Here is a 19,482-nt window from a genome sequence, read left to right on the forward strand (position 1 = left end):
CATGCGCCGAATCCGCCTGATCCTGCCAGCCCTGTTGCTGGGTGTTGCGCTGTTGCCCGGCATGGCCATTCCGGCGTTCGCCGCTGACAGCGGCTCGGCAGCCTGGGGCGTCGACCAGCTCATGTCCACGCTGGCGCAGCGCAAGTCCGGCCGCGTGCAGTTCACCGAGAAGAAGTACCTGGCCATCCTGGAGCGCCCGGTGGAATCGAGCGGCGAACTCGTCTTCGTCGCGCCGGACCACCTGGAGAAGCGCACCGTCGCCCCCAAGCCTGAAAACCTGGTGCTCGATGGCGACATGATGACCGTGGAGCGCGGCGGCAAGCGTTTCACCATGCCGCTGCAGAACTACCCGGAAATCGCCGCCTTTATCGAAAGTATCCGCGGCACGCTGGCGGGCAACCGTTCCTCGCTGGAGCGTTACTACAAGCTTGGCGTGGAGGGCCGCGCGAATCGCTGGACCCTGACCCTGACGCCCGCGGATTCGCGCATGGCGGCCATCATCACCCAGGTACGCATCGAGGGCGCCCATGACGCGCTGGACAGCGTGGAGATCCGCCAGGCCGACGGCGACCGCTCGGTCATGAAGATCCGCCCCGCCACCAGGCCATGATGCCCGCCCCGCGCGGCGGGCCGCGTCCAACCGCCCTGCCGGCCGCGCGCCTGGCCGTGATCCTCTGGCTGGCGTGGCTGCTGGCCTGCGCGGCTGTCGTCACGCGCACCAGTTTTAACGCCGACCTGTCGGCTTTCCTGCCGCGCATGCCAAGCGCCGAACAGCAGTTGCTGGTCGACCAGTTGCGCGAAGGGCTGGTCTCGCGCCTGATCCTGGTCGGCGTGGAAGGCGGCGATGCTGACGGGCGAGCGGCCATCTCGCGCGCCATGGCCGCGCAGTTGCGCAAGGACGCGCGCTTCTCGGCCATCAGCAACGGCGAGCCGGTCAACCAGGCGGCCGACCAGCGCTATCTCTACAACCACCGCTACCTGCTGAGCCCGACGGTCACGCCCGAACGGTTCTCGCAGCAGGGGCTCACGGCGGCCGTCGCGGACACTTTCGACCTGCTGGCGTCCCCTGCCGGGCTCTTCACCAAATCGCTGTTGCCGCGCGACCCCACGGGCGAGGTGATGTCGGTGATGTCGCAGCTCGACGCACAGCAGCGCGTGCCGATGCATGCCGGCGCCTGGACTTCTCGCGATGGCAGGCGTGCCGTGCTGCTCGCGCAGACGGCCAGCGCGGGTTCCGATACCGATGGCCAGGCCAGGGCCATCGACGCCATCCGCGCGGCTTTCGCCGACGCAGCCAAGGCGGCGCCTTACCGGCTGGTGATGACGGGGCCCGGCGTGTTCTCGGTCAAGGCGCGCGACACGATCCGGCACGACGTGGAACGGCTCTCGGCCATCGGCGTTGCGATCATCGTCACGCTGCTGCTGGTGGTGTACCGGTCGGTGCCGCTGCTCGTGCTCGGGCTGGTTCCGGTGCTTTCCGGCGCGCTGGCCGGCGTGGCGGCGGTCAGCCTCGGCTTTGGCGGCATGGTGCACGGGCTGACGCTTGGCTTCGGCACCACGCTGATCGGCGAGGCCGTGGACTACTCGATCTACCTGTTCGTCCAGTCGGCGCAGTACACGCGTGGCGGGCAGCGCGACAACCGCGCCTGGATTGCGGGCTTCTGGCCGACCGTGCGGCTCGGCGTGCTGACCTCGGTGTGCGGCTTTGCCTCGCTGCTACTGTCGGGCTTTCCGGGGCTGGCGCAACTGGGCCTGTATTCGATCTCGGGCCTGGCCACGGCCGCGCTGGTCACGCGCTTCGTGCTGCCGCACCTGGTTCCGGCCACCTTGCACCTGCGCGACGTCACGCCGCTCGGCACGCGGCTGGCCGCGCTGCTGGCCCGTGCCGGCCGGCTGCGCTGGCTGGTCGCGGTGATCGCCATCGCCGCCTGTGCCGTGCTGTGGGCCCGCCACGACACCTTGTGGGGGCGCGAACTGTCGGCGCTGAGCCCCGTGCCAGCGGCGGAACAGGCGCTCGACGCCTCGCTGCGCGCCGATCTCGGCGCGCCCGATGTGCGCTATCTGGTGGTCCTGTCCGGCCCGGACCAGGAATCCGTGCTGCAAGGCGCCGAGCGCGTGGCGCGGCAACTGGATCCGCTAGTCGCTTCCGGCGTCATCGGCGGCTATGAGAGCCCCGCGCGCTACCTGCCCAGCGCCGCCACGCAGCGCGCGCGCCAGGCCAGCCTGCCCCCGCCTGACGAGCTGGCGCGGCGATTGGATGCGGCGGTCGCGCAGCAACCTGTGCGCCGGGAGCTGTTCGCCCCGTTCCTGGCAGAAGCCGGCCAGGCCCGCACGGCTGCGCCGTTGCGGCGCGAAGACCTGAAAGGCACTTCGATGGCGCTGGCCATCGATGCGCTGCTCACGCGGCATGGCGACCAGTGGCATGCCACCCTGCCCCTGCGCGCGCCGGCGTCGGCCAAAGCCACCGACGTGCTGGACAGCCAGCCGATACGCGCGGCATTGGACCGCGCCGGCGTCAGCCATGCGCTCTTTGTCGACCTCAAGCGCGAATCGGACGAGCTCTACGGCGGCTATATGCGCGAGGCGCTGCACCTGTCGCTGGGCGGTGTGGTCGCCATCCTGGTGCTGCTGTCGGTGGCGCTGCGTTCGCCCAGGCGCGTGCTGGCGACCGTGCTGCCGCTTGCCGCCGCGGCCCTGGCTGTCATGGGCGGGCTGGCCGCGCTGGGACAGCCTCTCAACCTGCTGCACCTGGTGGGCCTGCTGCTGCTCGTGGCGGTGGGATCGAACTACGCGCTGTTCTTCAATGGCGCGGCCAGTACGGGGCCGACGACGGCCATTTCGGCGCATACACTGGTATCGCTGCTGCTGGCAAACCTGACCACCGTGGCGGCCTTCGGGCTGCTGGCCTGGTCGGACCTGCCGCTGCTCAAGGCCTTCGGCCTGACCGTTGGGCCGGGAGCGGTATTGGCGCTGTGCTTCTCTGCCATCCTGGCGCGCGCGCCGGAGAGCCGCGCCGATGCCGGACAACCGTAAGACGTCCGAGATGAAACCTGCAACCCACCCGCCTGTCCCGGCACACAATCAGCGGCCAGTCCCCACGCGCCAATGGAGGCCGGGCATGCTGCTGTACGGCGCAGGCCTGGTGCATGTGGGGGCCGCGGTGCTGGCCGATCCTTCCACGCTGGGATGGGCCGCGGCCGGTGTCGGCACCACGCATGCCACGCTGGCGGCGGTGGGACTGTGGCCGCGCAGTACCTGGCTGGGTCCGAACGTGCTGCGCCTGCCGCGCGCGGCTGGCCGCAGCGTCGCCCTGACCTTTGACGACGGCCCGCATCCGGAAATGACGCCACGCGTGCTCGATCTGCTCGACGTCCAGGGCGCGCACGCCACTTTCTTCTGCGTCGGCGAACGCGCGGCACGCTATCCGGGACTGGTGCGCGAAATCGTGCGCAGGGGTCACACGGTGGAAAACCACAGCATGCATCACCGGCTCGATTTCTCGCTGTTCGGGCCTTGGCGCATGCGGCGGGAGATCCGCGAGGCGCAGCAACTGCTGGCCGATATCACCGGACAAGCGCCCCGCTTCTTCCGCGCCCCTGCCGGCCTGCGCAACCCGCTACTGGAACCGCTGCTGTGCGCCGAAGGCCTGCGGCTTGCCGCGTGGACCCGTCGCGGCTTTGACACACGCAACGGCGACCGCGCGGCCAGCGTCGCCCGGCTACTCACGCGCAACCTGGGCGCCGGCGATGTGCTGCTGCTGCACGATGGCAACAGCGGCGTCGACGCTTCCGGCAAGCCGCACTGCACGACGGTTCTGCCAGGACTGCTAGCGGCCATTGCCAACGCCGGCCTGCAGTGCGTGACACTGCCCGCCGGCATGGCAGCGGAGGCCCCGCGCACCGCTTGATACAATCCATTCACCCCCGCGCACCTCACACAACGGACCCAGTGTCGCCGCTCCATCTCTCGCATTTCACTGCCACCAGTTGCATCGGCACCGGGCTTGACGACACGCTGAGCGCCCTGCGCGAACAGCGCGGCGGCCTGGCGCCCTGCCGGTTCGCAGACGTCCGCCTCGATACCTGGATCGGAGAAGTCCCGGGCGTAGAGGCTGTCACCCTTCCCCCTGCGCTGGCGGACTTCGAATGCCGCAACAATCGCCTCGCGTTGCTCGCGCTGGAACAGGACGGTTTCGCCGATCGTGTCAGGGAAGCCGTGGCGCGGTATGGCGCGGACCGTATCGGGGTGTTTCTCGGCACCAGTACGGCCGGCGTGCTGCAGACCGAACTGGCCTACCGCCAGCGCGACCCGCAGACCGGCGCACTGCCCGCTGGGTTCAGCTATGCCGGCACCCACAGCCCGTATTCGCTGCCCGGCTTCGTGCGCGCGTATTTCGGGCTGAAAGGTCCGGCCGCCGCGGTGTCGTCGGCATGCTCGTCGGGGGCGAAGGTGTTTGCCTCGGCACGCCGCCTGATGGAAGCGGGACTGATCGACGCGGCCGTGGTCGGCGGCGTGGACTCGCTGTGCCACACCACGCTGTATGGATTCGATTCGCTGGAACTGCTGTCGGACCAGCCGTGCCGGCCGTCCGACGCCGACCGCAACGGCATCTCGATCGGAGAAGCCGCGGCGTTCGTGCTGGTCGAGCGCGCGCCGGAATCGGAACAGGCACCGGAAGGCGCCGTCCTGCTGCTTGGCATCGGTGAATCGAGCGACGCCCACCACATGTCCGCGCCGCATCCCGAGGGCCTGGGCGCGCGCATGGCCATGGCGCAGGCGCTGGCCAGCGCCGGCGTCGCGCCGGCACAGGTCGACTACGTCAACCTGCACGGCACCGCCACGCGTGCCAATGACGCCGCCGAGGCGCGCGCGCTCAACGCGCTGTTGCCCGGTACGCCGTGCAGCTCCACCAAAGGCGCCACCGGACATACGCTCGGCGCCGCGGGCGCGCTCGAAGCGGTGATCTGCGCGCTGGCGTTGCGCCATGGACTGCTGCCGGGCGGCATCAACACCACGCAGGTGGATCCGGCGCTGGCGATCGACTACCGCCTCGCCAGCCGCGAACAGCCGCTGCGGCATGTGCTGAGCAACGCGTTCGGTTTTGGCGGTTCAAACTGCAGCCTGCTGCTCGGGCACGCAACTGGCGGGCAATGACCATGGGCGCACCGCTTCTCGCCTTTATCGAAGGCATCGGCGTGCTGGGCCCGGGGCTCGGCAACTGGGCACAGGCCGGTGGTGTGCTCGCCGGCCGCGAGCCCTTCCAGCCCGCGCCAACCGAACTGGCGCCGCCGGCCATCCTGCCGCCGGCCGAGCGGCGCCGCAGCGGCACCGCCGTCAGGCTCGCGCTTGGCATCGGGCAACAGGCCGTGGACGCTGGCGGCATGGATGCTGCGGACCTGCCGACGGTGATCACGTCGTCGAGCGCGGACGGCCACAACTTCCACGCGATCTGCGAAGCGCTGGCGCAGCCCGAGCCGCTGATGTCGCCCACGCGCTTCCACAACTCGGTGCACAACGTCGCGGCCGGGTACTGGTCGATTGCCACGCGCGCCATGCGCCCGGCCAATGTGCTGAGCGCGCTGGATGCCAGCTTCGCCGCCGGCCTGCTGGAAGCGGCCGCCCAGGTGTCGGCCGACCAGGAGCCGTGCCTGCTGATCGCCTACGACTCCGATTACCCGGAACCGCTGCGCACGCTGCGGCCCATTGCCGCGCCGTTCGGCGTGGCGCTGCTGTTGTCGCCGCGCGCGTCGGAACGATCGCTGGCACGGATCGAAGTGGGATTGGCGCATGCCCCCGTGACACCGATGGACGATGCCGCGCTGGAGCACCTGCGCCGCTCGATACCGACTGCGCGCGCACTGCCATTGCTGCACGCTGTAGCGATGCAGTCGGCGTGCACGGTCGTGATCGATTATCTGGAAGACTTGCAGCTGCAAGTCGCCGTGCAACCACCGGCGCGGCCTGGAACGGGCGGATAACGTGCCAACGCCGCACACGCCGCTGGACCACGCCTGGATCGCGGCCCGAATCCCTCATCAGGGCAGCATGTGCCTGCTCGACAGCGTGCTCGACTGGAATGCGGATTTCATCCGCTGCGAGGCCACGAGCCACCGCAGCGTCGACAATCCGCTGCGCGCGCATGGCCGGCTGGCCGCGGTGTGCGGCGTGGAATACGCGGCGCAGGCCATGGCCGTGCATGGCGCAGTGCTGCAGCAAGGCGCGCAGCGGCCGCGCATGGGTTACCTTGCCAGTGTGCGCAAGCTGGTGATGGACGTTCAACGGCTTGACGATATTGAAGGACCGCTGACCATCGAAGCGCATCGCGTCAGCGGCGAAGGCGCCAACGTGCTTTACACGTTTGAAGTCAGCGGTGGCGGCAAGCGATTGCTTTCGGGCCGGGCGGCGGTCATTCTCGACGTGACGCTGCCCGGCGCCGCCTGATCCGCCTGATCCCTCTTACGCCTTGGGCGCAGGCAGGATCTTGCCCGAGACTTCGCCGAAGCCCACGACAAAGCCGTTGCCCTGGGCAAACCCGCTCATAACGATTTCGTCGCCGTCCTCGAGGAACGCGCGGCTGCTACCGTCCGCGAGCTTCAGCGGCTCGGCGCCATTGCGGGTCAGTTCCAGCAGGCTGCCGTAGGAATCCGGCGTGGTACCGCTGATCGTGCCCGAGCCCATCAGGTCGCCCACGCGCACATTGCAGCCCGACACCGTGTGGTGCGCAAGCTGCTGCGCCATGGTCCAGTACATCGCCTTGAAGTTGGTGCGGCAGATCGTGCTCGGCGCAGCGGCGCCTTGCGGGCGCAGTGCCACTTCCAGCGCGATGTCGTAGGCATTCTTGCTGTGCTGCTGCAGGTACGGCAGCGGCTCCGGCGACTGCGCGGGATTGTCACGGCGGAACGGCTCCAGCGCTTCCATGGTCACCACCCACGGCGAAATCGAGGTACCGAAGCCCTTGGAGTTGAACGGTCCGAGCGGCACGTATTCCCACTGCTGGATGTCTCGCGCGCTCCAGTCGTTGAGCAGTACCATGCCGAACATGTGGTCCGGCGCATCGGCGGTGCTGACGGGCTCGCCCAGCGCGGATTCCTTGCCCACGATAAAGCCGACTTCGAGTTCGAAGTCCAGCTTGCGGCACGGCCCGAAGATCGGACGCGCCTCGTTCGGCAGCTTGACCTGGCCGTTCGGACGGCGCAGGTCGGTACCGCTCACCACCACGGAACTGGCGCGGCCGTTATAGCCGATGGGGATTTCCAGCCAGTTCGGCAGCAGCGCGTTTTCCGGGTCGCGGAACATGCGGCCGACATTGGTGGCGTGCTCCTTGGACGAATAAAAATCGGTATAGCCGGGGATTTCGACCGGCAAGTGCAGCGTGACCTGATCCATCGGCACCAGCGCGCGATCGCGCAGTGCGGCGTTGTCGCGCAGCGCGGCATCGGTGCCCGACAGCAGTGCCGTCAGGCGCTGGCGGGTCTCCGACCACACCGGCTTGCCCAGCGCGATAAAGCGGTTCAGGCTGGCCGCGGCAAAGCTGCCCTTGGCTGCCGCGGGCAGCAAGCCGGCTTCGTCGAGCGCGGCGAGATCCAGCACAACATTGCCGATTGCCACGCCAACGCGTGCGGGCAGGCCTTTTGCGGAGAAGATGCCGAACGGCAGGTTCTGCAGGGGGAAATGGGTCTTGCCGTCGTTGGCGGATTCAATCCAGCTGATAGTCGGGGCGGTCATCGGGTACTCCGGAATATGTCTGTGGCACGCGGACGTTGCCGCGCGCCGTTGGCTTGTTTTATGTAGGTGGCGCAGCGTGTGCTCAGCGCTCGTTCGGATTGAAATGCTTCTTCAGCCCTTGCCAGCAGGTGTAGTAGTCCTGCTGCAGCGATGCCGAGCGCTCCGCGTAAGGCGTCGGCCGGATCACGCCCGGCGTCTCGAACATGAACGCCATGGTGTCGGTGATGTGATGCGGCGTGGACGTATCGGCCGAGGTGGCCTTGGCGAACGTATCCGCATCGGGACCGTGGCCGCTCATGCAGTTGTGCAGGCTGGCACCGCCCGGTGCGAAGCCGTCGGCCTTGGCGTCGTACACGCCGGTGATCAGGCCCATGAATTCGCTGGCGATATTGCGGTGGAACCAGGGCGGGCGGAACGAGTTCTGCATCGCCAGCCAGCGCGGCCCGAAGATGACGAAGTCGATGGTGTCGACGCCCGGCGTGTCCGACGGCGACTGCAGCACCAGGAAGATCGACGGGTCCGGATGATCGAAGCTGATTGAGCCGATGGTGTTGAAGCGGCGCAGGTCGTACTTGTACGGCGCGAAGTTGCCGTGCCAGGCCACCACGTCGAGCGGCGAATGGCCGATATCGGCGCGCCACAGGTTGCCCTGGAACTTGGCGACCAGTTCGAAATCGCCTTCGCGGTCCTCGTAGGCGGCCACCGGCGTCATGAAGTCGCGCGGGTTGGCCAGGCCGTTGGAGCCGATCACGCCGAGGTCCGGCAGCTTGAACAGCGCGCCGTAGTTCTCGCAGATATAGCCGCGCGCCGTGCCATCCAGCAGTTCCACGCGGAAGCGCACGCCGCGCGGGATCACCACGATCTCCTGCGGCTCGACATCGAGCTTGCCCATTTCAGTCACGAAGCGCACGCGGCCCTCTTGCGGCACGACCAGCATTTCGCCGTCGGCGTTGTAGAAGAAGCGGTCCTGCATCGACTGGTTGGCCAGGTACAGGTGGATGCCGCAGCCGGTCATGGCTTCCGGGCCGCCGTTGCCGGCCATGGTGACGATGCCGTCGATGAAATCCGTCGGCGTGGCCGGCATGGCCGGCGGGCTCCAGCGCATCTGGTTCGGCGACGCCGGGATCTCGTCGAAGCGGCTCAGGAAGCGCGATTGCTCCACCATCGTGAACGGCTTGTGCACGGCGCCCGGACGGATGCGATACAGCCACGAACGTCGGTTGTGGGCGCGCGGCGCGGTGAAGGCCGTGCCGGACAACTGCTCGGCATACAGGCCATACGGCGCGCGCTGCGGCGAGTTCTGGCCCACGGGTAGTGCGCCCGGCAGCGCCTCGGTGGCGAATTCGTTGGCAAAGCCGGACATGTAGCCGTGTTCGGCCAGCTGGGTGTGCGTGAGGTTCATGGTCGGATCAGCGTCGGGGATCGGGAGGTTCGTGGCGGAGTCGGGAGGCATGCCGTGCTAGGCCGTGGCAGGGTCATGGTTGGCGGTCGGCATGCCGATCGCCTGTTGCAGGGCGCGGAGCACGGCATCCGCGGAAAAACGGCGCCAGCGCGCACAGACGTGCTGGTCAGGGCGCAGCAGGTAGCAGGTGCCCGGGCGGGCGTCATAGCGACGCGCGGCCAGGCCTTCGGTATCGGTCACGGCATGCAGGCCTGTCGGGTCCGCGCAGCGCTCGCCGGCGGGGACAACGCACAGCACAGCCAATGGCACCGGCGTGGCGGCAAGCGCTTCCAGCGAAACGCCCTGTCCGTTGCCGAACACCATCAACGTAAAGCCGGCGCCCATTTCGCCAAGCAGCCACGCTGCCTGGGCGGGCGTGCCGGCGGCGACTGGTGCATCGGCACAGGCAGTGCCCGGCACCATGGCGCCGGCAAAGCTGTCGGCATCGGGCGTATTGAGTGGCGAGCCATCCAGCACCGTTGGCTGTGACAGCCGGCCGCTGTTGACCAGTTGCCGTGCGAACGCGTGATGGCGGGCAAGCCGCAGTACGGCATCGCGGAACGTGCGGCTCACTGCGCTCTTGGGCGTGATGAAATCGGTCGAGCGCGTGGAATGCCGGATGTTCTCGTCGGCCGCGGCCTCGCGTTCGCTGGCGTAGGTGTCCAGCAGCGCGTCCGGGGCACGGGCTTGCAGGACCAGCGCCAGCTTCCACGCCAGGTTCTCCGCATCCTGCACGCCGCTGTTGGCGCCGCGCGCGCCGAATGGCGACACCCGGTGCGCAGCGTCGCCGGCAAACAGCACGCGGCCATGGCGAAAGGCGTCCATGCGCTGGCAGCAGAACGTGTAGACGCTGACCCACTCAAGCGTGACATCGACATCGTCGCCCAGCATGGCGCGGATACGCGGCATGACGCGCTCCGGTTGCTTCTCGGTGTCGGGGTCCGCGTCCCAGCCGAGCTGGAAATCGATACGCCAGACGTCATCGGGTTGGCGGTGCAGCAGCGCCGACTGGCCTCGGTTGAAAGGCGGGTTGAACCAGAACCAGCGCTCGGCGGGGAATGGCGCCGACATTTTCACGTCGGCAATCAGGAAGCGGTCGCGAAAGACGCGGCCCTTGCTTTCGAGTCCCATCAGCGCCCGCACGGCGCTGTGCGCGCCATCGGCGGCCACCACGTAGCGCGCATGCAACCGGTAGCGGCCATCCGGCGTCTCGACGGTCAGCCAGACGCCATCCTGGTCCTGCTCCACGCCGCAGACGCGGTGCCGCCAGCGCAGGTCGATGCCCGGCAGTTCCGCGGCGCGGTCGACCAGGAAGCCTTCCAGGTAGTACTGCTGGAGATTGACGAAGGCCGGCCGTCGGTGTCCGCTTTCCGGCAGCAGGTCGAACTGGTACACCAGCGACGCGTCGAAGAACACCTTGCCGACATGCCAGCTGACGCCCTTTGCGGCAATGCCTTCGCCACAACCGAGGCGATCCAGGATATCAAGCGTGCGCTTGGCGAAACAGATCGCACGTGAACCGCTGGCCAGCGTGCAATCGTCGTCCAGCAAGACCACCGGCACGCCCCGCTGCGCGAGATCGATCGCCGTGGCCAACCCGACCGGCCCCGCACCCACGATCGCAACAGGATGCGACACAGGCAAACCGTGCCCTTCCAGCGGCATGCGCTGTTCGGCGCAAGGCTGGTACGCGAAGGTACGGGGCTCGGAGCTGGTGTCCACGGTGTCTCCAGGTCACGCCGGTATTCGGCTGTGCCGCGGGCCTGGGAGCTTTGTCCTTGCGTCCTTGCAGGACTCCTCAGGCAAAATTACGGAATGCGTAATGCATTTACCATATCGTAATCGCCAGCAACGGACGTGTCAAACCGTTGCCGATAAGACGGTCTCAAGGATGTTCTAGTGGGGAAATGGGCGATGCGGGGGTTTTTGGAGCGCGCAAGCGCTGCGACTTCGCGGGCGCGGCGGTCGAGTCACTTCAGGGCGACGCGATACCGGCAGCAGCAGGCCGCCGCCGTCTGAAATGGGGATAGTGTTCAGAAGTGAAAAAACGCCGAAATCCAGACAACAGCAACCGGCACAGTCCAACTCGCACTGTGCCGGTTGCTGCCCCCTTTCCGGCGTTCCCCTGCTTCCGCCAGCCACGTCTGGAACGTGGCCGGTCCGGCAGGGTCATCAGGAGCCTGGCTAGTGCCCCTCGCCTGTACCGGAACCGAAGCCACCGGTAGACGGGCTGGCTGCGGTCGCGGGTGCACTCGCGGCGGCCGGCTGGCCGGCCATCGAGGCTGCCGTGACGCCGCCATTGCGGCTGGCGATGAATGCGTTTACATCGGCAGCAAGATGCTGCGGCGCCAGGACGACTTCGAGCCCGAGGGCTTCGCATGCGGCCAGGAAGGTCGACATGCGCGGATCGGCCTGGCCAGACTCTGCACGCAGGTAGGCTTCTCGCGAAATCCCCGCCTTGCGGGCAACGTCTTCCTGCTTCAGCTTGCGCGCTCGACGCAACGCCCGCAGTTGCCGGAACGGTTCGCTAGCGCCTCTTGGCACGGCTGTACTGTTCATGTCGGTCTCCAGTCACCAGTGAAAAAAAAGTGCGCGGACGTGCATTCGAGTATAGAGCACGCAAAGCATTCCGTATGTAACTGCCGAAACACTTTGTGCAGATTTCTTGCAACGAGGTTTTCCGGGGCCAAAGCCGGCTATTTATGGGCCGGATACTGCACTGAATCGTCGCACCGCCCTGACAGTAACGACAATGTGCCGATTGCGTTGACGTAAAAGACTCAGAACGTGACCACCCCGTGCGAAAGAAGGAAGCCTCATTGACAAACCGACCGGTCGTGCTATTCTGCAGTCCATGCAAAAAGGCCAACTTACGCGCAACGCCATCATCGAGCAGGCGCTCGATACCGCCGCCCGGGTGGGATTCGAGCAGTTGTCGCTGGCGAGCCTGGCGGCGGACACGAATATGTCCAAGAGCGGACTCTACGCGCACTTCAAGTCGAAGGAAGCGCTGCAGCAGGCCGTGCTGGAGTTGGCCACGGAGCGTTTCGCCGCGATGGTCGCGCGCCCCGCCATGCGCCAGCCCCGCGGCGTGCCGCGACTGGAGGCGCTCTTTGAAGGCTACCTGGAATGGCTGGGCGGCACGGTAACCCAGGGGCGCTGCCTATTCATGGCGCTTGGCCAGGAATACCGCGACAAGCCGGGCGCGATCCGCGACCAGGTGGTGCAGTCACTGAAGGACTGGCACAGCACCATCGCCCGCGTGGTGACCGATGGCATCGAGGAAGGCCAGTTAGCGCCGGATGTCGACGCACGCCAGTTTGCCTTCGACATGGTGGGCATCGGTATGTCGTTCCAGCAATCGTTCAAGTTGCTGGGCCGCGCCGACGCCGAAGCCATGGCGCGCCGCGCATTTGCCGGCCTGCTTGAACGCGCCCGTCCGCGGACGTCGACGGCGAACTGACTACCCACGAAGGATCCCGAACGACGGCGCGCGACTTCCCATAAAAAAGCACGACTGGTCGTTCTTTATAACAGCGCAGACACCACCAGGTACTAATCGCCTGATCCGGACCGATCCGCGCGCCCAATCCGTTGGAGGTGTGTTGTGAGGCAGGGACATTCATCATCGACGCCAGGCTCCGCCGCGAGGATCACGGCTCCGGGCCAACGCGCAGCGGACGCCCTGACGCGCCTGCGCTGGCAGGCCGGCAGCCTGCTCAACCCGGCGGCCACCGCGCGAGCGCTGGAAAGGCTGTGGTTTGGCCCCCCGCATGCGATCCCGAACGGCGCCGCGCTGCGCGTGGTCGAGCGCGCGCGTGCCGACTGGGCATTGGTCGTTGGCCACGGGCCCAGCCGGCGCGTGCGCGTCTACCGCTGGGGCAACAAGGGCCCTGTCGTGCTGCTTGCTCACGGCTGGGGCGGCCATGCAGGCCAGTGGCATGCCGTTGTCGATGGACTGCTGGCAGCCGGCATGCGCGTGGTGGCGTTCGATGCGCTGTCGCATGGCGCCTCGGATGCCGGCGTGCGCGGCAGCACACAGACCTCCGTGCTGGAGATGTCGCGATCACTGCTGGCGGCAGCCTGGCACGCGGGCCCGGTGCATGCGGTGGTATCGCACTCGCTCGGCAGTGCCGCCGCCGCGCTGGCGATTCGCGAAGGCCTGCCCGTGCGCGCGGCCGTGATGGTGGGGCCGCCGGCCGATATGCAGGCTGCCTGCGCGACCATGGCCTGGCGGCTCGGCATCGGTCCACGCGTGCTAGCGCGTATGCAGCGCGACAGCGAGCAATGGCTGGGCATGCCCTGGTCCGCCTTCAATGTGCCGGAGATCGGCCGAACCCGGCCCGTACCGCCGACACTGATCGTCCATGACCGCCACGACCGCGAAGTGCGCTGGGAGGACGGCGCCGCCATTGCCGGCGCGTGGCCGCAATCGCAACTAGTGACGACGGAAGGCCTGGGGCACCGGCGCATCCTGCAGGACGCCAGTGTCATCGCCCGCATCGCCGGTTTCATCCGACCGGCAGCCGATCAACCAGTACCCGGGCTGGCGCGGCCGGACCTGGCCTTGCAGTGAAACGGGAGAACCGACATGTTCCTGGTCAGCAACGACATGACAGCCACCCTGCCCGCCCGCGCGTCGCTGCGCGTGGTGGCGGATGCGGGCGAACGCGTCGCGGTGCGCTGCACCGAAGGCGAACTGTGGCTCATCCGCGACGGCGATCCGAAGGACGCCTCGCTGGCCGCCAGCGAGAGCTTTACGCTGCCCGAAGCCAGCCGCGTCGAGCTCTACGCCGTCACCCCGGCCACCTTGCGCGTGACGCGCTGCCGATCGGGCACCACGACAGGAAGCACCTGGCGCAGCCGCTTCAGGCGCCTGCTAGGGCTCGCCCAACCCTTGGCCACTGGTCCCTAGCCGTCTCTGGCGGGACGACGCCGCGCGTCGTCCCGCTCATGCAGATGGGTGAATTTCTTGTCGGTTAATTGCTTTATTGACCTTCGATCGTCGGCTCCTTAAGCATTTCGCGAAGCTTGAACTTCTGGACCTTGCCCGAAGGCGTCGCCGGCAACGCGTCGCACACCAGCAATCGCTCCGGGATGTACTGCAACGCCACCTTCTGCGCCTTCAGGAAATCCACCATCGCCTGCTTGTCGAAAGCCTGCCCTTCCCTGGGCACGACCACGGCACAGGCGCGCTCGCCCAGCCGTTCGTCCGGATACGCGACGATGGCCACCTGCGACACGGCGGGATGCCGGTACAGCAGCGTTTCGATCTCCACCACCGGAATATTCTCGCCGCCGCGGATGATCACATCCTTGCTGCGCCCCGCGATGCGCACATAGCCTTGCGCATCGATGCGCGCGAGGTCGCCGGTGTCGAACCAGCCCTCGGCATCCGTGGCGTTCAACCGGGACCGCTTGAGGTAGCCGCCGAAATTCGAGCAAGCCCGCACCAGCAACCGCCCGATTTCGCCAGCAGGCAAGGCAGCATCGAGCCCGTCCACCACCTTCACCTCCACGCCGGGCAACGGCACGCCATCCGTCGTCGACGCGCGCGTTTCCTCATCATCGGGCAGCGTGGTCGTCACCGCGCCATTCTCGGTCATGCCCCAGGCCGAGACGATGCTGGCGCCCAGCGCCGCGCGGGCGCGCTCGACCAGCGCACCGGGAATCGGCGCCCCCGCGCACAGGAAGGTACGCAGGCTCGACACGGGTTCGCCTTGCGCCACCGTGCTGGCCAGATCGGTCAGGAACGGCGTCGATCCCATGGTGAAGGTGACACCGGCTTCGCGGATCAGCCGTGCCGCTTGCACCGGGTCCCAGATGTCCTGCAACACCGCCTGCGCGCCAAGCACCACCGGCATCATCAGGCCATACATGAAGCCGGTCTGGTGTGCCATCGGCGAAGCCATCAGCACCACGTCGCCGGCACTCAGGTGCAGCCGCTCCGCATACGGAAGGATGTTCGACAGCAGCGTGTTGGCCGTATGCATCACGCCCTTGGGCTCGCCCGTGGTGCCGGACGTATAGATCAGCTGCGTGACGTCGTCCGGGCCCGGACGATGGCGCGTCAGGATGGCGCGCGCATCGGGATCTTCCTCGCGATCGGTCCCGCACAGCATGGCTTCAAACCCGTCGGCGCCATCACTCCCGGTCACCACAACATGCCGCAATTCCGGCAACGATGCGCGCAACCCCTCCAGCATCGCCGCATGGTCAAAGCCGCGGAACCGCTGTGGCACGACCACGACCTTGCTGCCCGCGTGCGCCAGCATGAACGCCAGCTCGCGCTCACGGAAGATCGGCATCAGCGGATTGAGCACCGCGCCAATGCGCGCGCAAGCCAGGTACAGCGTCGTAACTTCCCAGCCATTGGGCAACTGGCAAGACACCACGTCATTGCGCGCAATCCCGAGCCGGCTCAGCCCCACGGCGATACGCGCGACCACCGCATCGAGCTGCCGCCACGTGAAGCGCCTGATCGCTCCACTTTCCACCTGCAGCGACGTCAACGCTGCCCCGTCCGGCGACCGTGCCACGCTGGCATCGAAATAGTCGTTGATGGTGCGGTCGTGCCACAGCCCCGCCGCCACGCTCGCCGCGCGGCGCGGCGCAATCAGTACCGCGTCGAAATCCATGGCTTGTCTCCTCTGTTCTTGTATGGAAAGCCCGGCGCCCGCCGATTCAGGCCGGCACCGCGGCGCGCCCGGCACGGCCGCGCGCGATGATGGTCTTCATGATCTGGGCCGTGCCGTCGCCGATCTGGAAGCCCAGCACATCGCGCAGGCGCTGCTCCATCACGCCGCGGTCATAGCCGCCATGCCCGAACGACAGCAGGCACTGGTGCACCACGTCGTAGGCCAGCCGCGGCGCCCACCACTTGCACATGGCGGCCTCGGCCGTATGCGGCAGCCCCTGGTCCTTGAGCCACAGCGTCTGCAGGCACAGCAGGCGCGCGGCCGTGACCTGCGTCTCGAAATCCGCGAGCGGATGCGAGACGCCCTGGAACGCGGACAGCGGCTTGCCAAAGGCCTGGCGCTCCGCCACATACTCCCAGGTCTCGTCGAGCGCCGCCTGCGCCACCGCGAGCACCTGCAGGCCGATCAGCGCGCGCGAGAAATCGAAGCCCTGCATCACCTGGACAAAGCCCTGGCCTTCGCTGCCCAGCAAGTGGTCCGCCGGCACGCGCACGTTCTCGAAGAAGATCGATCCGCGCCCGATCGCACGCTGGCCATGGCAGTCGAAGCGGCTGCGCGTAACGCCCGGCAGATCCATTGGCACCAGCACGGCCGAGATGCCGCGCGCGCCGTCCTCGACACTGCCGGTACGCGCAAAGACCACGGCCGCATCGGCCTGGTCCGCCGCGGAAATCGACGTCTTCTCGCCATTGAGCACAAAGCTGTCGCCCACGCGCTCCATGCGCAGGCGCAGGCTCGCCGCGTCCGACCCGCCGCGGGGCTCGGTCAGCGCGATCGCCAGCAGGGCCTCGCCGCGCGTGAGCCGCTGCAGCCAGGGCTTCCCCACCTCGGGCAACGCATGCTGCGCGAGGATCTGCCCGTTGAGCGAGGCCAGCAGGTTGACGTATGACATGCTCAGGTCAGCGCGCGCGACAGCTTCGTGGATCACCCCTGCGGCCAGGCAACCCATGCCTTGTCCGCCGCAATCCTCCGGCAGCTCCGGGCCGATAAAGCCCATCTCGCCCATCTGCCGCATCAGCGTGCGGTCAAGTACTCGCGTCTTGTCGCGCTCCAGGAAACCAGGCGCGATGCGCTCATCCGCGAACCGGCGCGCATGCTCCGCCAGCGCCTGCAGGTCTTCATTGAGGTAGGGATTCATGATGTCTCCTCGGTCTGCCTGCCGGTGAATTACTTCGCGTACTTGCGGAACTCGGGCTTGCGCTTTTCCTGGAAAGCCCTGACGCCTTCGCGCGATTCCTCGGTGTCGTAATAGAGCTTCAGCGCATACATGCCCATGCCGGCGATACCGCTCTGATGGGCGGTGTCCATGTTGAACGAGCGCTTGGCGATGGCGATGGCGGTCGGGCTCTTTTCCATGATCTCGTCGCACCACTTCTGCACCTCGGCATCGAGCTGCTCGTGCGGCACCACGGCGTTGATCAGCCCCATCGCCAGCGCCTCGGCCGCGGGATAGCGGCGGCACAGGTACCAGATCTCGCGCGCCTTCTTTTCGCCGACGACGCGAGCCAGGAAGGCCGTGCCATAGCCCGGGTCGACCGACCCGACCTTCGGCCCGACCTGCCCGAACACGGCCTTTTCGGAGGCAATGGTGAAATCGCAGATCGTGCACAGCACGTTGCCGCCGCCCACGGCATAGCCCTGCACGCGCGCGATGACGGGCTTGGGCACGTCGCGGATGGCGTTATGCAGTTCCTCCATCGGCAGGCCGATGGTGCCGCGGCCGTCATACTGGCCTTCATGCGCGGACTGGTCGCCGCCGGTGCAGAAGGCCTTGTCGCCGGCACCCGCGAGCACGATCGCGCCGATCTCGCGGTCGTAGCCGGCGCGGTTGATCGCATGGATCAGCTCGTCGCAGGTGCGGCCGCGGAACGCGTTCATCTTCTCTGGGCGGTTGATGATGATCCAGGCTGCGCCGTTGCGGACTTCATAGAGGATGTCTTCGTATTGCATGATGTTCTGTCTCCTGTCGGATGCTTTGTGTAGCGCCGGCAATCAGCCGTTCATGGTCAGGCCGCCGGACACGCTGAGTACCTGTCCGGTGATGAATGCCGCGTCATCGCTGGCAAAAAAGGCAATCGCGCCCGGCAGGTCGTCCGGCTGGCCGATGCGGCCCAGCGGGATCGAGCGCGTGAACGCTTCCACCAGCTTCTCGGGGTTGCCGGCGCCCTGCTTGTAGTCTTCGAACAGCGCGGTCTGCGTCGGTCCGGGGCACACCACGTTGACCGTGATGCCGTGGCGCGCATGTTCGCGCGCGATGGTCTTGGAGAACGACACCAGCCCGCCCTTGCACGCGGCATAGACCGCTTCGCCGGACGACCCCACGCGCGCCGCGTCGGACGCGATGTTGATGATGCGTCCCTGCTTGCGCTCCACCATGCCGGGCAGCACCGCGTGATGCATATGCAGCGCGCCGGTCAGGTTGATGGCGATCAGGCGTTCCCATTGCGCCGGTTCGGTTCGCGTAAAGGGCTTGAACACATCCCAGCCCGCGTTGTTGACCAGCACGTCGACGGGACCGAGTTCCTGCTGTACCGCCGCCACGGCCGCATCCACGCTGGCCCGGTCGGTAATGTCGCAACGTATTGGCAGCGCGCGCCCGCCAGCCTCGGTGATGAGGGTCGCCACCTTCGCCGCCGCATCCGCGCTCAGATCGAGCACACCCACTGCCGCGCCTTCCCGCGCAAAGCGCAAACACGTTGCGCCGCCGATACCGCCGCCACCTCCGGTCACGATGACCGTCTTGCCCTTGAGTCCTTGCACAGCTTTCTCCTACGAGGTCTCCAGTGCTATCGTGCCGCCATCGCGTCACGCATCGTCACTGAATTAGGTAAATATATTGACCTATACTAGGTGGTGTCTCGTCAGTGCGCAAGGCTCTCGATCATTGGATGGCATCATGGTTAACCCGGAATTTGGCGACGCAATCGCCCCAGACGCGCGGATGGAACTCGCCAATCGGCTGTTCTTCCGACTCTATCAATGTGCAAACATGTTGCATAAGACCGGCTCGCGTGCCGTGGAAGCGGAGGGGCTGACCACGCAGCAGTGGGCAGTGCTGGGTGCGCTGTCGCGGCCGGAGGCCGCCAACGGCATGAGCGTGGGCGACCTGGCGCGCTACCTGATGGTGAGCCGGCAGAACCTGTCCGGGCTGGTCAGCCGCATGGAGCGGGACGGCCACGTGAGCCTGGCGCCGGACGGGCGCGATCGTCGGTCGAGGCTGGTGCGCATGAGCGAAACGGGACGCGAGGTGTGGCTGCACCAGGCGCAGCCGAAGATCCGCGACTACTACGAGCGCGCGCTGGAGGGCTTTTCCACGAACGACCTGACGCACACGCTGCACTACCTGCTCAAGCTGCTGGACAACATGCAGGGACTCGACACCGGTGCGGCAGACGCGGAAAGCGACTGACCCGCCGTATCGCGTGTGCAACGGCGCGAGCCGCAAACCGTGCTGCGCGCCAGCTCTGAATACCGGAAAGCCGCCTGGTACGGCGAGTGGCTTGCAACTTGCGTGATGGCGGGATTGCTCGGGTGCGAGGGGGCCTTATTCCGCGAGGCGCGATGGCTGCATCGCTCTGCCTCAGCCCCGAAAGCCCCGAGCCACCGTCAACGCCAGCT

Annotated in this window: 18 protein-coding genes; 10 read left to right on the forward strand and 8 right to left on the reverse strand. The window is 67.3% G+C overall.

Features of this window, described 5'->3' with window-relative positions:
• The first annotated feature begins 1 nt into the window (after position 1).
• The 6 genes from ACIGJB_RS23995 (at position 2) to ACIGJB_RS24020 (ending at position 6,441) form a co-directional block, all read left to right on the forward strand.
• Positions 2 to 610 (forward strand): LolA-related protein, encoded by a 609-nt coding sequence (locus tag ACIGJB_RS23995; RefSeq protein WP_483732484.1) that lies wholly within the window; start codon positions 2 to 4, stop codon positions 608 to 610.
• On the forward strand, positions 607 to 3,033 hold the full coding sequence (locus ACIGJB_RS24000; protein ID WP_483732485.1) for an MMPL family transporter: 2,427 nt from the start codon (positions 607 to 609) through the stop codon (positions 3,031 to 3,033). The genes ACIGJB_RS23995 and ACIGJB_RS24000 overlap by 4 nt, the downstream gene beginning before the upstream one ends.
• An 85-nt stretch (positions 3,034 to 3,118) precedes the next feature.
• On the forward strand, positions 3,119 to 3,907 hold the full coding sequence (locus ACIGJB_RS24005; RefSeq protein WP_483732486.1) for a polysaccharide deacetylase family protein: 789 nt from the start codon (positions 3,119 to 3,121) through the stop codon (positions 3,905 to 3,907).
• A 41-nt stretch (positions 3,908 to 3,948) separates the two neighbouring features.
• The gene (locus tag ACIGJB_RS24010) at positions 3,949 to 5,154 is read left to right on the forward strand and encodes a beta-ketoacyl-[acyl-carrier-protein] synthase family protein (RefSeq protein ID WP_483732487.1); all 1,206 of its coding nucleotides are present in this window, start codon (positions 3,949 to 3,951) and stop codon (positions 5,152 to 5,154) included.
• The gene (locus ACIGJB_RS24015) at positions 5,151 to 5,978 is read left to right on the forward strand and encodes a beta-ketoacyl synthase chain length factor (RefSeq protein WP_483732488.1); all 828 of its coding nucleotides are present in this window, start codon (positions 5,151 to 5,153) and stop codon (positions 5,976 to 5,978) included. Before ACIGJB_RS24010 ends, ACIGJB_RS24015 begins: the two co-directional genes overlap by 4 nt.
• 67 nt (positions 5,979 to 6,045) lie before the next feature.
• The gene (locus tag ACIGJB_RS24020; RefSeq protein ID WP_483734649.1) at positions 6,046 to 6,441 is read left to right on the forward strand and encodes an ApeP family dehydratase; all 396 of its coding nucleotides are present in this window, start codon (positions 6,046 to 6,048) and stop codon (positions 6,439 to 6,441) included.
• Positions 6,442 to 6,456: 15 nt separating this feature from the next.
• On the opposite strand, the gene fahA is transcribed toward ACIGJB_RS24020, so the two are convergent.
• The 4 genes from fahA to ACIGJB_RS24040 all read right to left on the reverse strand — a co-directional run bounded on the left by fahA (position 6,457) and on the right by ACIGJB_RS24040 (position 11,725).
• The gene (gene fahA, locus ACIGJB_RS24025; protein WP_483732489.1) at positions 6,457 to 7,725 is read right to left on the reverse strand and encodes a fumarylacetoacetase; all 1,269 of its coding nucleotides are present in this window, start codon (positions 7,723 to 7,725) and stop codon (positions 6,457 to 6,459) included.
• A gap of 82 nt (positions 7,726 to 7,807) precedes the next feature.
• Positions 7,808 to 9,127, reverse strand: a complete 1,320-nt coding sequence (gene hmgA, locus ACIGJB_RS24030) for a homogentisate 1,2-dioxygenase (RefSeq protein ID WP_483732490.1) — start codon at positions 9,125 to 9,127, stop codon at positions 7,808 to 7,810.
• Positions 9,128 to 9,184: 57 nt separating this feature from the next.
• On the reverse strand, positions 9,185 to 10,888 hold the full coding sequence (locus tag ACIGJB_RS24035; protein WP_483732491.1) for an FAD-dependent oxidoreductase: 1,704 nt from the start codon (positions 10,886 to 10,888) through the stop codon (positions 9,185 to 9,187).
• Between the two features lie 462 nt (positions 10,889 to 11,350).
• Positions 11,351 to 11,725, reverse strand: coding sequence for a helix-turn-helix domain-containing protein (locus ACIGJB_RS24040; protein WP_483732492.1), 375 nt, complete (start codon positions 11,723 to 11,725; stop codon positions 11,351 to 11,353).
• 295 nt (positions 11,726 to 12,020) lie between these two features.
• Between ACIGJB_RS24040 and ACIGJB_RS24045 the strand changes: the two genes are divergently transcribed.
• From ACIGJB_RS24045 to ACIGJB_RS24055, 3 genes are all read left to right on the forward strand, one after another.
• Entirely contained in the window at positions 12,021 to 12,629 is a 609-nt protein-coding gene (locus ACIGJB_RS24045; RefSeq protein WP_483732493.1) for a TetR/AcrR family transcriptional regulator, read from the forward strand.
• Positions 12,630 to 12,773: 144 nt separating this feature from the next.
• Positions 12,774 to 13,742: an alpha/beta fold hydrolase gene (locus tag ACIGJB_RS24050; RefSeq protein WP_483732494.1), complete on the forward strand. Its 969-nt coding sequence runs from the start codon at positions 12,774 to 12,776 to the stop codon at positions 13,740 to 13,742.
• A 36-nt stretch (positions 13,743 to 13,778) separates the two neighbouring features.
• Positions 13,779 to 14,081, forward strand: a complete 303-nt coding sequence (locus ACIGJB_RS24055) for a DUF2917 domain-containing protein (protein ID WP_483732495.1) — start codon at positions 13,779 to 13,781, stop codon at positions 14,079 to 14,081.
• A gap of 73 nt (positions 14,082 to 14,154) precedes the next feature.
• Here the strand turns inward: ACIGJB_RS24055 and aliA are convergent, their stop codons facing one another.
• From aliA to badH, 4 genes are read right to left on the reverse strand one after another with little or no spacing between them, the layout of a single operon-like run.
• The gene (gene aliA, locus ACIGJB_RS24060; protein WP_483732496.1) at positions 14,155 to 15,804 is read right to left on the reverse strand and encodes a cyclohexanecarboxylate-CoA ligase; all 1,650 of its coding nucleotides are present in this window, start codon (positions 15,802 to 15,804) and stop codon (positions 14,155 to 14,157) included.
• A gap of 46 nt (positions 15,805 to 15,850) precedes the next feature.
• Positions 15,851 to 17,002: a cyclohexanecarboxyl-CoA dehydrogenase gene (gene aliB, locus ACIGJB_RS24065; protein ID WP_483732497.1), complete on the reverse strand. Its 1,152-nt coding sequence runs from the start codon at positions 17,000 to 17,002 to the stop codon at positions 15,851 to 15,853.
• Between the two features lie 29 nt (positions 17,003 to 17,031).
• Positions 17,032 to 17,814 carry a 2-ketocyclohexanecarboxyl-CoA hydrolase gene (gene badI / locus ACIGJB_RS24070; RefSeq protein ID WP_483732498.1) on the reverse strand — a complete coding sequence of 261 codons (783 nt, stop codon included), beginning with the start codon at positions 17,812 to 17,814 and terminating at the stop codon, positions 17,032 to 17,034.
• Between the two features lie 42 nt (positions 17,815 to 17,856).
• A complete protein-coding gene (gene badH, locus ACIGJB_RS24075; RefSeq protein WP_483732499.1) occupies positions 17,857 to 18,624 on the reverse strand; it encodes a 2-hydroxycyclohexanecarboxyl-CoA dehydrogenase in 768 nt (255 codons plus the stop codon).
• A gap of 136 nt (positions 18,625 to 18,760) precedes the next feature.
• On the opposite strand from badH, the gene ACIGJB_RS24080 reads away from it, so the two are divergent.
• The gene (locus ACIGJB_RS24080) at positions 18,761 to 19,273 is read left to right on the forward strand and encodes a MarR family winged helix-turn-helix transcriptional regulator (RefSeq protein WP_483711855.1); all 513 of its coding nucleotides are present in this window, start codon (positions 18,761 to 18,763) and stop codon (positions 19,271 to 19,273) included.
• Positions 19,274 to 19,482 lie beyond the last annotated feature (209 nt).

Source organism: Cupriavidus sp. C2SS-8b (assembly GCF_057073745.1).